Source organism: Streptomyces sp. NPDC003943, from assembly GCF_053605265.1.
The window spans coordinates 1-13,848 of record NZ_JBSGIW010000066.1; the positions used below are offsets into that span (position 1 = coordinate 1).

11 protein-coding genes are annotated in these 13,848 nt (G+C 73.4%); 7 read left to right on the plus strand and 4 right to left on the minus strand.

The genetic code is table 11. The features are described from left to right. Positions 1 to 109: 109 nt before the first annotated feature. Together ACWEV0_RS24805 and ACWEV0_RS24810 are read right to left on the minus strand one after the other, a co-directional pair. Entirely contained in the window at positions 110 to 1,924 is a 1,815-nt protein-coding gene (locus tag ACWEV0_RS24805) for a glycoside hydrolase family 3 protein (protein WP_453151633.1), read from the minus strand. A 103-nt stretch (positions 1,925 to 2,027) separates the two neighbouring features. Next, the gene (locus tag ACWEV0_RS24810) at positions 2,028 to 2,939 is read right to left on the minus strand and encodes a LysR family transcriptional regulator (protein ID WP_453151634.1); all 912 of its coding nucleotides are present in this window, start codon (positions 2,937 to 2,939) and stop codon (positions 2,028 to 2,030) included. 91 nt (positions 2,940 to 3,030) lie between these two features. Between ACWEV0_RS24810 and ACWEV0_RS24815 the strand changes: the two genes are divergently transcribed. From ACWEV0_RS24815 to ACWEV0_RS24825, 3 genes are read left to right on the plus strand one after another with little or no spacing between them, the layout of a single operon-like run. After that, positions 3,031 to 3,954 (plus strand): EamA family transporter, encoded by a 924-nt coding sequence (locus ACWEV0_RS24815; protein ID WP_453151635.1) that lies wholly within the window; start codon positions 3,031 to 3,033, stop codon positions 3,952 to 3,954. Continuing rightward, positions 3,951 to 4,532 (plus strand): AAA family ATPase, encoded by a 582-nt coding sequence (locus ACWEV0_RS24820; protein WP_453151637.1) that lies wholly within the window; start codon positions 3,951 to 3,953, stop codon positions 4,530 to 4,532. Before ACWEV0_RS24815 ends, ACWEV0_RS24820 begins: the two co-directional genes overlap by 4 nt. 32 nt (positions 4,533 to 4,564) lie before the next feature. Continuing rightward, entirely contained in the window at positions 4,565 to 5,044 is a 480-nt protein-coding gene (locus ACWEV0_RS24825; RefSeq protein ID WP_453151638.1) for an SAM-dependent methyltransferase, read from the plus strand. A gap of 28 nt (positions 5,045 to 5,072) precedes the next feature. On the opposite strand, the gene ACWEV0_RS24830 is transcribed toward ACWEV0_RS24825, so the two are convergent. Together ACWEV0_RS24830 and ACWEV0_RS24835 are read right to left on the minus strand one after the other, a co-directional pair. Continuing rightward, a complete protein-coding gene (locus ACWEV0_RS24830; RefSeq protein ID WP_453151640.1) occupies positions 5,073 to 6,815 on the minus strand; it encodes an RCC1 domain-containing protein in 1,743 nt (580 codons plus the stop codon). A 118-nt stretch (positions 6,816 to 6,933) separates the two neighbouring features. Continuing rightward, positions 6,934 to 7,977, minus strand: coding sequence for a LacI family DNA-binding transcriptional regulator (locus ACWEV0_RS24835; RefSeq protein WP_453151642.1), 1,044 nt, complete (start codon positions 7,975 to 7,977; stop codon positions 6,934 to 6,936). 182 nt (positions 7,978 to 8,159) lie between these two features. Here ACWEV0_RS24835 and ACWEV0_RS24840 point away from each other — a divergent pair, with 182 nt between their 5' ends. The 4 genes from ACWEV0_RS24840 (at position 8,160) to recD2 (ending at position 13,814) form a co-directional block, all read left to right on the plus strand. Continuing rightward, positions 8,160 to 9,317, plus strand: coding sequence for a Gfo/Idh/MocA family protein (locus tag ACWEV0_RS24840; RefSeq protein WP_453151643.1), 1,158 nt, complete (start codon positions 8,160 to 8,162; stop codon positions 9,315 to 9,317). 182 nt (positions 9,318 to 9,499) lie between these two features. Next, positions 9,500 to 10,648, plus strand: a complete 1,149-nt coding sequence (locus tag ACWEV0_RS24845; RefSeq protein WP_453151671.1) for a dihydrodipicolinate synthase family protein — start codon at positions 9,500 to 9,502, stop codon at positions 10,646 to 10,648. A 26-nt stretch (positions 10,649 to 10,674) separates the two neighbouring features. Then, the gene (locus ACWEV0_RS24850; RefSeq protein WP_453151672.1) at positions 10,675 to 11,475 is read left to right on the plus strand and encodes a sugar phosphate isomerase/epimerase family protein; all 801 of its coding nucleotides are present in this window, start codon (positions 10,675 to 10,677) and stop codon (positions 11,473 to 11,475) included. A 125-nt stretch (positions 11,476 to 11,600) separates the two neighbouring features. After that, positions 11,601 to 13,814 (plus strand): SF1B family DNA helicase RecD2, encoded by a 2,214-nt coding sequence (gene recD2, locus ACWEV0_RS24855; protein WP_453151644.1) that lies wholly within the window; start codon positions 11,601 to 11,603, stop codon positions 13,812 to 13,814. Positions 13,815 to 13,848: the final 34 nt, after the last annotated feature.

Sequence of the window (13,848 nt, forward strand, 5' to 3'; positions counted from 1 at the left end):
TCCCCACCCGGGGGTCGCCGGGCCCGCGCCCCGCTTGTTGGGCGGGCCCCGTTTGGCCCGGCCGGCCGGCGCCGGCCCCGGCCGGGCGGGGCGGGGGGCCGGCTCCGGGTCAGGCGTACGAGAGTCCGTACCCCACCGGGTAGAGCACCCGCGTCGGGTCGTCCGCGCTCTGCACGGGCACGGGCAGCCGCCCGCGCGGCACGTCCTGGCCGGCCAGCACCCGTACGGCCGCGCGCAGTTCGACGTCGGTCCAGGAGTAGCCGGCGAGCGCGGCCCGCTGGCCCGTCGTCCGGGCCACGTCGTACGGGTTGCGGAGGGCGATCGTCACCACGGGCACCCCGGTCGCGACGAGCCGGGCCACGAGGGTGCGCTGGGTGCTGGTCGCGGAGACGTTGTACGTGCCGACGACGACCAGGTCCTGACCGGCGGCGGCCGTCACCGCCTCCTCGATCCTCGCGGCGGTCGGGGCGCTCCCGGTGGACAACGCCGTGGCGGAGAAGCCCAGTTCGGTGAGCGCGCCGACGATCGTGGTCGTCGGCGGGCCGGTGGTGCCGGACGGCGAGGCCGGGTCGGCGCCGACGACGAGCACCCTGGGGTGGCTGAGCCGGCTGACCGGCAGGAAGCCGCCCTCGTTGACGAGCAGGGTGGTGGTGGCCCCGGCGATCCGGTCGGCGTGCGCGAGGTGGGCGGCGGTGCCGACCACGCGGTCGACTCCGGCGTCGGTGACGAACGGTTCCCGGAACAGGCCCAGCTTCGCCTTGAGCCGCAGGATCCGCAGGATCGATTCGTCGAGCCGGGCCTCGGTCAGCTCGCCGTTCTTCACGGCGGCGAGCACCGCGTTCCAGGCCACGGCCAGGTCCGGCGGGTTGAGCAGCTGGTCCACGCCCGCCTTGAGCGCGAGGACGGGCACCCGCTCGTCGCCGTACTTCGTCCGCACGCCCTCCATGCTCAGCGAGTCCGTGACCACGACCCCGTCGTAGCCGAGCTCCTCGCGCAGGATCCCGGTGAGGATCGGCCGGGAGAGCGTCGCCGGATCGCCGTTCGGGTCGAGCGCCGGCACCACGATGTGCGCCGTCATGATCGCGTCGATGCCGGCGGCGATCGCCGCGCGGAACGGCGGCGCGTCGAGCTCGGACCACTGCTCGCGGGTGTGGTTGATGACCGGCAGGCCGGTGTGGCTGTCGACGGCCGTGTCGCCGTGCCCCGGGAAGTGCTTGGCGGTCGCCGCGATCCCGGCCTGCTGATAGCCCTTGACCTGGGCGGACACCAGGGCGGCCACCGCCGTCGGGTCGGCGCCGAAGGAGCGGACGCCGATGACCGGGTTGGCCGGGTTGACGTTGACGTCGGCGACCGGGGCGTAGTCCTGCCGGATGCCGATGGCGCCGAGCTCCGCGCCCGCGATCTGCCCCGCCTTGCGGGCGTCGGACAGCGAGCGGCCCGCGCCGAGCGCCATCGCGCCCGGCATCAGCGTGGCGGGCTTGCCGACCCGGGCGACGACGCCGTGCTCCTGGTCGACGGAGATCAGCAGCGGAATCGGGGTGGGCTGCGCGAGACCGGCCTGCTGGATGCCGTTGGAGAGCGCGGCGATCTGGTGCGGGTCGCGGGTGTTGTGCGCCCAGGCGAAGTAGATGATGCCGCCGACGTGGTAGCGCTCGATCAGCTCGGCGGCGGTGCGGACGCCGATGTCCTTGAGGTTGGCGTCGATGTCGGCCTGGTCGGGGGCGGTCGCGGAGTGGCCGTAGACCCGCATGACGAAGAGCTGGCCGACCTTCTCCTCCAGCGACATGCGGGAGAGGACGTCGGCGACCTTGACCTCGTCGGCGTGGGCGACCGGCACGGTCACACCGGTGACGGCGGCGGCCGCGGCCGCCGCCGTCACCGTGAGGACGGTGCGTCTGGAGGGGGTCGGTGCGCGGTGGTGCACTGGTGCTCCTTCCTTGAAGGAAACTTCCAAGGTGCCACCGATAGCCGGAAAGTAACTGCCAGGTCAAGGATCGGCGCAAGAATCGCGGCCCCCGGGCCCGCCGTCACCCGGTCGACGCGACCTCGGGCCACAGCTCCTGGAGCGTGCGCACGGTCTCCGTGATCGCCGGCCGGCGCGCCGCGCCCGTCCGCCACAGCGCCCGCAGCCGCCGCGTCGGGATCGGTTCGAGCCGCAGCGGCACCACCTCGGCCGGCAGCGTCCCGCGCCCGAGCCGCGGCACGAGCGCGATGCCGAGGCCGGCCGCGACCAGCGCGACCTGGGTGTGGTTCTCCTCGGCCTGATGGGCGATCAGCGGCTCGTCACCCGTCGCCCGCAGCGTGCGCATCAGCCAGTCGTGGCACACCGTCCCCGGCGGCTGCGTGATCCACCGCTCCCGCGTCAGCTCCTCCCGGCGCACCGCGGCCCGCTCCGCCAGCGGATGGCCGAGCGGCACGAGGATGTCGCACAGGTCGTCGCCGATCACCGCCTGCTCCACTCCCGGCGGTACGGGCAGCGGCGCGATGTCCCAGTCGTGCGCCACGGCCAGGTCGAGCACGCCCTGCGCCACCAGGTCCACCGACAGATGCGGGTCGACCTCCGTCAGGCGCGCGTCCAGCGACGGGTGGCGGCGGGCCAGGTCCGCGAGCACCCGGGGCATCAGACCGCGCGCCCCGCTCGCGAAACAGCCGATCCGCAGCCGCCCGGCCGGCAGCCCGCGCCGCTCCTCCAGGCGCACCTCCGCCTCCTCCACGAGGGCCAGCAACCGCTGTGCGGTGTCGGCGAGTTGACGGGCCTCGTCGGTGAGCCGGACGCCCCGGCCCTCGCGTTCCAGCAGGGTCGTGCGGGTCTCCCGCTCCAGCTTGGCGATCTGCTGCGAGACGGCGGACGGGGTGTAGCCGAGGGCGGTGGCGGCGGCGCCGACCGTACCGTGCACGGCGACGGCGTGCAGCGCCCGCAGACGTCCGAGATCGAGCACGTTCCCAGCCCCTTTCTGTAGCGGTGCTTCATCCAACCATGAAGGAATCCGTGCTGGTGCTACACAGTCCCGGCGGGCGATCCTCATCCACATGCGCCCCGCTCACATCGCCCTCGCCGCCCTGGTCGCCGCCGTCTGGGGAGTCAACTTCGTCGTCATCTCGATCGGCCTCGACCACTTCCCGCCGCTGCTCTTCTCCGCCCTCCGCTTCCTCGTCGCCGCCCTGCCCGCCGTCTTCTTCGTCGGCCGCCCGAAGGTGGCGTGGAAGTGGATCGTGGGGGTGGGCCTGGCGCTGGGCGTCGCCAAGTTCGGCCTGCTCTTCACCGGCATGAGCCTGGGCGCCCCGGCCGGCCTCTCCTCCCTGGTCCTCCAGGTCCAGGCGGTCTTCACCGCCCTCTTCGCCTTCCTCGCCCTCGGCGAGCGCCCCGGCCGGACCAAGCTGCTCGGCATGGGCGTCGCCCTCGCCGGCATCGCCGTCGCCGCCGTCGACGAGGGCGGATCGGGCTCCATGACCGGCTTCGCGCTCGTCATCGCCGCCGCCGTCTGCTGGGGCGTCTCCAACGTCCTCACCCGCAAGGCCGCCCCGCCCGACCCGCTCAACTTCATGGTCTGGGTCAGCACCGTCCCCGTACTGCCGCTGCTCGGCCTCTCCCTGCTCCTCGAAGGCCCGCGGCGGGACCTCGACGCCCTGCGCGGCCTCGACTGGACCGGCGCCGGCGTCATCGTCTACGTCGCCTGGATCACCACCGTCTTCGGCTTCGGCGCCTGGGGCTGGCTGCTGCGCCGCCACCCGGCCTCGTCCGTCGCCCCGTTCTCCCTCCTGGTCCCCGTCTTCGGCATGTCCTCGGCCGCGCTGTTCCTCGGCGAGCCGGTGAGCCCGCTGCGGTGGTGCGCGGCGGCGCTGCTGGTCGGGGGAGTGGCGCTGACGTCGGTCAATTTCCGGAGGCGGGAGCAGGGCGCAGCCGGTACGGTGCGGTCCGAACCCGTCCGCCTCGCAGTGAACGAGCGTGCATGACCTCCGAGAACCCCGAGACCTTCGAGACCTTCGCGAACATCGCCGTCGACAGCCCCGAACCAGCCCCCGGAACCGTCCTGTTGGCCGGCATCCCCGGCAGCGGCAAGTCCACCGTCGCGGCGGCCCTCGCGGCCCGGTTCGAGCGCTCCGCGCACATCGAGGTCGACCGGCTCCAGGAGCTGATCGTCCGGGGCGGCCACTGGCCGAGCCCGGACGGCGACCCGGAGGCGGACCGCCAGATCTTCCTGCGGGCCCGCAACGCCTGCCTCCTGGCGGGCAGTTTCGTCGCGGCCGGCTTCGTGCCGGTCGTGGACGACGTCGTGGTCCGCCGTTCCCATCTCGACTGGTACCGGTCGCAGATGAAGGCCGGACCGCTCCACGTGGTCTTCCTGGCGCCCGGCCCGGACAAGGCGTGGGAGCGCAACAACGCCCGCCACAAGCGCCTCACGACCAACTGGGCCTTCCTCGACGAGGCGATGCGCGACGAGCTGTCCGGGGAAGGCGTCTGGATCGACAACGCGGAGCAGACGGTCGAGGAGACCGTGGACGCGGTCCTGGCCGCGACGGGTCTGGCCTGAACCGGGAAGCCCGGATCGACGAGAGGGAGCACATGCGGGAGCAGCGGAACGACGGGATCGTGTCCCGGCCGGTCGCCCGGGTCGTCGGCGGCCGCGCCGACGTGCGCGACGACGAGTGGGGCGGGGTCACCGCCGTCATCCGGCTCAACGCCGAGAGCTTCGGCCCGGAGGCCCTCGCCGGGCTCGACGCCTTCTCGCACCTTGAGGTCGTCTACCACTTCGACCGGGTGCCGGAGGAGAAGATCGAGACCGGCGCCCGCCACCCGCGCGGCAACACCGACTGGCCGCTGGTCGGCATCTTCGCCCAGCGCGGCAAGAACCGCCCCAATCGCCTCGGCGTCTCCCGCTGCCGCCTCCTCCGCGTCGACGGCCTCGACGTCCACGTCCAGGGCCTCGACGCCGTCGACGGCACCCCGGTGCTCGACCTCAAGCCGTACCTCGCCGAGTTCGGCCCCCAGGGCCCGACCGAACAGCCGGCCTGGGCCACGGAGATCATGCGCAGCTACTACTGACCGCTGCCGGCCTCCGTGGCCCGGGGCGTCAGCCCACCCGTGTGCGGACGGTCACGGAGTTGTTGACCGGGTTCGGGTCGGCGGTGGTGCTGGTGACCTTCGCCCTGTCGGTGACCGTGGTGCCGGCGGCGGCCCGGACGGTGACGACGATCGTGGTGGCCCGGCTGGTGTTCGCGGCGAGGACGCCGAGCTTGCAGGTCACCGTGTCCGTCGAGCCGGTCGGCGGGACGACGCAGCTGCCCTGGCTCGGGCTCGCGCTGACGAACTCGCCTTCGGCGGGGAGGGTGTCGTCGAAGACGACGTTCTCGGCGGCCGAGGGGCCGTTGTTCCTGACCGTGACGGTGTAGGTGAGGTTGCCGTTCGGGGCGACGGGGTTGGGCGTGGCCCTGAGGGAGATGGCGACGTCGGCGCTGGGGTGGGTGGTGGCGACCGTGTGGAAGTCGCCCGCGTTGAGGAAGCCCACACCGTCGAGGAGGCGGGCACAGGGCGCGGTCTCGCCGGCGGCGCAGACCCGGACGGGTACCGTGCTGGAGGCCGTGGTGCCGTCGCCGAGCTGGCCGAGGCCGTTGGCTCCCCAGCTGCGTACGGTGCCGTCGGTGCGCAGCGCCACGCTGTGTCCGAAGCCGCCCGACACGGTCGCGATTCCGGTCAGGAAGGCGGTGCAAGGGGCGGTCTTGCCGGGCGCGCAGACCTGTGCGGGGGCGTTCTTGTCGACGTCGGTGCCGTCGCCGAGCTGGCCACGGTCGTTGGCTCCCCAGCTGCGGACGGTTCCGTCACTCTTCGCCGCCAGGCTGTGGGCGTAGCCGGCACCGACGGACGTCACCCCGGTGAGCCCGCTGACCTGGACCGGTGTGCTGCTGTCGGTGTTGCTGCCGTTGCCCAGTTGGCCGGCGGAGTTCGCGCCCCAGGCGACGACGGTGCTGTCGGTGCGCCGCGCCAGACTGTGCGTGCCGCCCCCGGCGAGGGCGGTCACGCCGCTCAGGACGCTGCCGCAGGGCGAGGTCGCGCCGGAGGCGCAGACGTACACGGGGACGTTCCTGTTGACGTTGGTGCCGTCCCCGAGCTGGCCGTGGCTGTTCAGGCCCCAGCTGCGGACGGTGCCGTCGGTCATCGCCGCCAGGCTGCTGCTGTCGCCGGCGGCGATCGAGGCCACGTTGAGGATGTCGCTGACGACGACGGGCACGCTGCTGCTGGTGTTGGTCCCGTTGCCCAGCTGGCCGACGCCGTTCGCGCCCCACGCGACGACCGTGCCGTTCGTGCGGAGGGCCAGGGTGTAGTGGAAGCCCGCGGCGACGGCGGAGACCCCGGTCAGGAAGCTGGTGCAGGGCGCGGTCTGTCCTACGGCGCACACCGGCACGGGCGTGGTGCTTCCGGTCGTGGTGCCGTCACCCAGCTCGCCGTAGATGTTGCTTCCCCAGGTCCAGACGCTTCCGTCGGACCGCAGCGCCACGTTGTGCTCGCCGTCGCCGTCGGCGGCGACCACCTGGTCGAAGGGCTTCGGGCACGGCGAGCCGCCGCACACCCCGACCGGCGTGGTGGACAGCTGTGTCGTGGCGCCGTCGCCGAGCTCACCGGCGGTGTTGGCGCCCCAGGCGACGGCGGCGCCGGGCTCGGCGGTCTGCCGGTCGGCGGCGCGTCCGACCGGTGTCCGTGCGGCCTGCGCCCCGGCCGCCGGGGCGAGACCGATCGCCAGCAGCGCCGCCGCGCAGACGGCCGCGAGCCGCTTGCGGACTGATCCGGATCTGCCCGGCGGCAGGGGGCTTCCTCCCATGGTCACCTCTCGGTTCGGGGGCCCTTGATTCGGGGCTTTCGAGAGGAAGCCTTCGGGCGCGCCGCCCGGTCTGCCAGTCGCGCAGGGCAACCGGCTGATCACTCGCCTGGCGCCCGCGTCACCCGCGCGGCGGCGCCGTCGACCCCCGTACCACCAGCTCCGCCGGAACCACCGCCGTACCGCCCGCCGGTGCCGCCTCCGCGCCGAGCGCGAGCCGCCCGGCGCGCGCCCCCGCCTCGTGCAGCGCCAGCCGTACGGTCGTCAGCGCGGGCACCACGTCCACCGAGAACGGCAGGTCGTCGAAGCCCGCCACCGAGACGTCCCCGGGGATGCTCAGGCCCTGTTCGCGCAGCGCCGCGCAGACGCCGAGGGCGACGGTGTCGTTGGCGGCGACGACGGCGGTCAGGTCCGGGGCGCGGCTGAGGAGTTCGACGGTCGCGGTGTGGCCGGAGGCGCGGTCGTACGGGCCGTGGACCGTCGGTCCCTCGGGCACCCCGGCCGCGGCGAGGGCCGCCCGGTGGCCCTCCAGGCGGTGCCGGGTGGTGGTGCGGTCGGCCGGCCCCGCCACGTAACCGATCCGCCGGTGGCCGAGGGCGAGCAGGTGCTCGGTGAGCAGGCGCGCCCCGGTGCGGTTGTCGAAGGCGAGCGTGGCGGCGGCGACGTCGGGTACGGGCGGCCGGCCGCACAGCACCACCCGGGTCCCGGCCTCGGCGAGCCGCGCCAGCTTGGCCGTGACCGCCGCCTGGTGCTCGTCCTCCTCCAGGGAGCCGCCGGTGAGGATGACGGCGGCGGCGCGCTGGCGCTGGAGCAGGGTGAGGTAGGTGAGTTCGCGCTCGGGGGAGCCGCCGGTGTTGCAGACGACCGCGAGCTTCTCGCCCCCGGCCGGTCCCGGGCCGCCGGCGCCCATCGCGCTCTGCGCCGCGCCCGCCATGATCCCGAAGAACGGGTCGGCGATGTCGTTGACCAGGATGCCGACGAGGTCGGAGGTGGCGGCGGCGAGCGAGCTCGCGGGGCCGTTCGGGACGTAGTCCAGCTCGTCGACCGCGTGCATCACCCGCTCGCGGGTGGCGGCGGCGACCGGGTAGTTGCCGTTCAGGACGCGGGAGACGGTCGCGGGGGAGACCCGTGCGCGGGCGGCCACGTCCGCCAGGGTGACGGTCATCGCGTACGTACCTCCGGGGGCCTTGTCGACGGTGATGTCGGCAGGCTAGCGTCACGCCCGACAGAAAGCGCTTTCTATCTTTCCTGGCCTTCGCCTTCCCTGTCTCCGCTGCCTTCCCTGCCTTACGTGTCTTCCTTGCCTTCCCTGGCTCCCCGGCTTCTTCGTACGAGAGGAACACCGCCGTGACCCGCAGGACAGTCCGCATCGCCATGAACGGCGTCACCGGACGCATGGGCTACCGCCAGCACCTCGTCCGCTCGATCCTCGCCCTGCGCGAGCAGGGCGGCCTCGACCTCGGCCACGGCGAGACCCTGTGGCCCGAGCCGGTCCTCGTCGGCCGCCGCGAGCACGCCCTGCGCGCCCTCGCCGAGCGGCACGGCCTGACCGAGTGGTCCACCGACCTCGACGCCGTCCTCGCCGACGACACCATCGACATCTACTTCGACGCCCAGGTCACCTCCGCCCGCGTCGACGCCCTCACCAGGGCCATCGCCGCCGGCAAGCACGTCTACACCGAGAAGCCGACGGCCGGCGACCTGGCCGGCGCCCTCGAACTCGCCCGCCTGGCCGAGGCGAAGGGCATCCGCCACGGCGTCGTCCAGGACAAGCTGTTCCTGCCGGGCCTGCGCAAGCTCAAGCGGCTCGTCGACGGCGGCTTCTTCGGCGAGATCCTGTCCGTGCGCGGGGAGTTCGGCTACTGGGTCTTCGAGGGCGACTGGCAGCAGGCCCAGCGCCCCAGCTGGAACTACCGCGCCGAGGACGGCGGCGGCATCGTCGTCGACATGTTCCCGCACTGGGAGTACGTGCTCCACGAGCTCTTCGGCCGGGTCACCTCCGTCACCGCCACAGTCGCCACCCACATCCCGCGCCGCTGGGACGAGCAGGGCAAGCCCTACGAGGCCACGGCCGACGACGCCGCCTACGGCATCTTCCAGCTGGCGGGCGGAGCCGTCGCGCAGATCAACTCCTCCTGGGCGGTACGGGTCCACCGCGACGAACTCGTCGAGTTCCAGGTCGACGGCACCCACGGCTCCGCCGTCGCCGGCCTGCGCGGCTGCCGCGTCCAGCACCGTTCCGCCACGCCGAAGCCGGTCTGGAACCCGGACCTGCCGCTCGGCGCGGGCCCGTCCTTCCGGGACCAGTGGCAGGAGGTGCCCGACAACGACGAGTTCGACAACGGCTTCAAGGCGCAGTGGGAGCTGTTCCTGCGCCATGTCGTCCTCGGCGAGCCGTACCACTGGGACCTGCTCGCGGGCGCGCGCGGAGTGCAGCTCGCCGAACTCGGGCTCCGGTCGGCGGCCGAGGGCCGCCGGTTCGAGGTCCCGGAGGTGACGCTGTGAGCCCCGACCCCGTGCGGGCGAACCGCGTACCCGTGAGCCCTGAACCTGTAAGCCCCGAATCCGTAAGCACCGAATCCGTAAGCACCGAATCCGTAGGCACCGGACCCATGAGGCCAGAACGCGTGCCCCCCGGACCCGTGGCCCCCGGACCCGTCAGCCCCCTACGCCTGAGCCCCACCGTCATCCGGCTGCCCCAAGTCGGCGGCGAGCTACGGGCGTACGAGCCGCGCGCCGAGCCCCTCGCCCTCGCCGCGACCGGCCCCCTGACCTCCCGTACCGTCTTCTCCGCCGCGCACGTCGTCGCCGACCCGTACGCCGACACCACCCCCGACGGTCCCGCCGCCGTCGACTGGGACGCCACCCTCGCCTTCCGCCGCCACCTGTGGTCGCACGGGCTCGGCGTCGCCGAGGCGATGGACACCGCGCAGCGCGGGATGGGCCTGGACTGGGCGGGTGCCGCCGAGCTGATCCGCCGCTCGGCCGCCGAGGCGAAGGCGGTGGGCGGCCGGATCGCGTGCGGGGTCGGCACCGACCAGCTGACGTCTCCCGCCGACCTGCCGACGATCCGGCGGGCCTACGAGGAGCAGCTCGCCGTCGTCGAGGAGTCGGGCGCCCAGGCGATCCTCATGGCCTCGCGCGCCCTCGCGGCGACGGCGACCGGCCCCGAGGACTACCTGGAGGTGTACGGGCAGCTGCTGCGCCAGGCGGCCGAGCCGGTGATCCTGCACTGGCTGGGCCCGATGTTCGACCCGGCCCTGGAGGGCTACTGGGGTTCGCCGGACCTCGACGTGGCGACGGACGTCTTCCTGGACGTGATCGCGGCCCACCCGGACAAGGTCGACGGCATCAAGGTGTCGCTGCTGGACGCGGGGCGGGAGATCGCGCTGCGGCGCAGGCTGCCCGACGGCGTCCGCTGCTACACGGGCGACGACTTCCACTACCCCGAGCTGATCGAAGGGGACGCCCGCGGTTTCAGCCACGCGCTGCTCGGCATCTTCGATCCGCTGGGCCCGCTGGCGGCGGAGGCGGTGCGGGTCCTCGACACGGGCGACAGGGCCGGCTTCCGCGCGCTCCTCGACCCGACCGTCGAGCTCTCCCGGCACCTCTTCGAGGCCCCGACCCGCTACTACAAGACCGGCGTGGTCCTCCTCGCCTGGCTCGCCGGCCACCAGGACCACTTCGCGATGGTCGGCGGCCTCCACTCCGCCCGCTCCCTCCCGCACCTCGCCCGCGCGTACGAACTCGCCGACGGGCTGGGCCTGTTCCCGGACCCGGCGCTTGCGGCGGCCCGGATGCGTTCCCTGCTCACGGTGTACGGAGTGCCCCGGTGAACCTCGACCGCTTCAGCATCAACCAGATGACCGTCCGCCAGCTCCCGCTGCCCGACCTGGTCGCCCAGTGCGTCCGGCTCGGCATCCCGGGTGTCGGCCTGTGGCGCGAGCCCGTGCGGGAGTACGGGCTCGACGCCGCCGCCGCGCTCGTCCGGGACGCCGGGCTGAGCGTCACCACCCTCTGCCGCGGCGGCTTCTTCACGAGCGAGGGGTGGGAGGCGGAGAACATCGCGGCGATCGACGAGGCCGTCGCCCTCGGCACCGACACCCTCGTCCTCGTCTCCGGCGGCCTCCCGGCCCGCGGCCCGGACGCCCGCGACCTCCCTGGCGCCCGCGACCTGTCCGCCGCCCGCGCCCGCATCGCCGACGCGATCGCCACCCTCGCCCCGTACGCGGCCGAGCGCGGCATCCGCCTCGCCATCGAGCCCCTCCACCCCATGTTCGCCGCCGACCGCTGCGCGGTCTCCACCCTGGACCAGGCCCTGGCCATCGCCGAGCGCTTCCCCGCCGACGAGGTGGGCGTCGTCGTCGACACCTACCACCTCTGGTGGGACGACCGCGCCCCGGCCGCGGTGTCCCGCGCAGGCGCCGCAGGCCGTATCCACTCCTTCCAACTGGCCGACTGGGTCACACCGTTGCCGGCGGGCGTGCTGAACGGCCGGGGGCAACTCGGGTCGGGAGCGATCGACCTGGCCGCGTGGTGCGAGCTGGTGGAGAAGGCGGGCTACACGGGCCCGGTGGAGGTCGAGCTCTTCAACGACGGGCTGTGGGCGCGGGACGGGGTGGAGGTACTGGAGGAGACGGTGGAGGCGTTCCTGGGAGTGTGAGCGGGCTTGGGGGCATGGGGGCTTGGGGGCCTGAGCGCCTGGGGGCGGGGGCGGGGCCGCCCCTCCCTCCCCGGTTTTCCACAGCCCCCGCCCCCGCTGTCCGACCCCTTCGCTACCGTCGCCTCATGTCCAATCCCGCAGTGGTCGAAGGGGTCCTGGAGCGGATCACCTACGCCAACGAGGAGAACGGGTACACGGTCGCCCGCGTCGACACCGGCCGTGGCGCCGGCGAGCTGCTCACCGTCGTCGGGTCGCTGCTCGGTGCCCAGCCGGGGGAGTCCCTGCGCATGGAGGGGCGCTGGGGCTCGCATCCGCAGTACGGGCGGCAGTTCACCGTGGAGAACTACACGACCGTGCTGCCGGCCACCGTCCAGGGCATACGCCGCTATCTGGGCTCGGGCCTGATCAAGGGCATCGGGCCCCGGATCGCCGAGCGGATCGTGGACCACTTCGGCACGGACACCCTCGACGTCATCGAGACCGAGCCGAAGCGGCTCATCGAGGTGCCCGGCCTCGGGCCCAAGCGGACGAAGCTGATCGGCGCGGCCTGGGAGGAGCAGAAGGCGATCAAGGAGGTGATGGTCTTCCTCCAGGGGGTCGGCGTGTCGACCTCCATCGCCGTGCGGATCTACAAGAAGTACGGGGACTCCTCCATCTCCGTCGTGAAGAACCAGCCCTATCGGCTCGCCGCCGACGTCTGGGGCATCGGCTTCCTCACCGCGGACCGGATCGCCCAGGCCGTCGGCATCCCGCACGACAGCCCGGACCGGGTGCGGGCCGGGCTGCAGTACGCGCTGTCGCAGTCGTCGGACCAGGGGCACTGCTTCCTGCCGGAGGAGCGGCTGATCTCGGACGCCGTGAAGCTGCTCCAGGTGGACACGGGCCTGGTCATCGACTGCCTGGGGGACCTCGCCGAGGATCCCGAGGGGGTCGTGCGGGAGAAGGTGCCGGGACCGGAGGGGCTGCCGATCACGGCCGTGTACCTGATCCCGTTCCACCGGGCCGAGCTGTCCCTCGCCGGCCAGGTCCGCCGTCTGCTCACCACCGACGAGGACCGGATGCCCGGCTTCCGGGACGTGGCCTGGGACAAGGCGCTCGCCTGGCTCGCGGACCGTACGGGCGCCTCGCTGGCGCCCGAGCAGGAGGAGGCGGTGCGGCTCGCCCTGACCCGTAAGGTCGCCGTGCTGACCGGCGGACCGGGCTGCGGCAAGTCGTTCACGGTGCGGTCGATCGTGGAGCTGGCCCGCGCCAAGCGGGCCAAGGTGGTGCTCGCCGCGCCCACCGGCCGGGCGGCGAAGCGGCTCGCGGAGCTCACCGGGGCGGAGGCGTCGACCGTGCACCGGCTCCTGGAGCTGAAGCCGGGCGGCGACGCGGCCTATGACCGGGACCGGCCGCTCGACGCCGATCTGGTCGTGGTCGACGAGGCCTCGATGCTGGACCTGCTGCTCGCGAACAAGCTGGTCAAGGCGGTGGCACCGGGTGCCCATCTGCTCCTGGTGGGGGACGTGGACCAGCTGCCGTCGGTCGGCGCCGGCGAGGTGCTCGGCGATCTGCTCGCCCCGGGCAGCCCGGTCCCGGCGGTCCGGCTGACCCGGATCTTCCGGCAGGCGCAGCAGTCCGGGGTGGTCACCAACGCGCACCGGATCAACGCGGGCGTCCCGCCCGTCACCACCGGCCTGCCGGACTTCTTCCTCTTCGCCGAGGAGGAGACCGAGGACGCCGCCCGGGTGGCCGTGGAGGTCGCCGCCCGCCGGATTCCCGCCAAATTCGGCCTCGACCCGCGCCGCGACATCCAGGTCCTCGCCCCCATGCACCGGGGCCCCGCAGGCGCCGGCTCGCTCAACGGGCTGCTCCAGCAGGCGATCACCCCGGCCCGCCCGGACCTGCCCGAGAAGCGTTTCGGCGGCCGGGTCTTCCGGGTCGGCGACAAGGTCACCCAGATCCGCAACAACTACGAGAAGGGCGCCAACGGCGTCTTCAACGGCACCGTGGGCGTCGTCACCTCCCTCGACGCCGTCGAGCAGCGGCTCGTCGTCCGCACGGAGGAGGACGAGGAGGTGCCGTACGACTTCGACGAGCTGGACGAGCTGGCCCATGCCTACGCTGTGACCATCCACCGCTCGCAGGGCAGCGAGTACCCGGCCGTGGTGATTCCGGTCACCACCAGCGCCTGGACGATGCTCCAGCGCAACCTGCTCTACACGGCCGTCACCCGCGCCCGGAAGCTCGTGGTCCTCGTCGGCTCACGCCGCGCGATCGCCCAGGCGGTACGCACGGTTTCGGCCGGGCGCCGCTTTACCTCACTGGCCCATCGGCTCACAGGGGCCACTCTGGTGTGAAAGATCACGGAGGACTACCGGAACCGGGGCGAAG

Coding starts and splice junctions, on each gene's coding strand:
- ACWEV0_RS24815 (WP_453151635.1), top strand. CDS start 3,031: ATGCGCCCCGCTCACATCGCCCTCGCCGCCCTGGTCGCCGCCGTCTGG.
- ACWEV0_RS24820 (WP_453151637.1), top strand. CDS start 3,951: ATGACCTCCGAGAACCCCGAGACCTTCGAGACCTTCGCGAACATCGCC.
- ACWEV0_RS24825 (WP_453151638.1), top strand. CDS start 4,565: ATGCGGGAGCAGCGGAACGACGGGATCGTGTCCCGGCCGGTCGCCCGG.
- ACWEV0_RS24830 (WP_453151640.1), bottom strand. CDS start 6,815: ATGGGAGGAAGCCCCCTGCCGCCGGGCAGATCCGGATCAGTCCGCAAG.
- ACWEV0_RS24835 (WP_453151642.1), bottom strand. CDS start 7,977: ATGACCGTCACCCTGGCGGACGTGGCCGCCCGCGCACGGGTCTCCCCC.
- ACWEV0_RS24850 (WP_453151672.1), top strand. CDS start 10,675: ATGACCGTCCGCCAGCTCCCGCTGCCCGACCTGGTCGCCCAGTGCGTC.
- recD2 (WP_453151644.1), top strand. CDS start 11,601: ATGTCCAATCCCGCAGTGGTCGAAGGGGTCCTGGAGCGGATCACCTAC.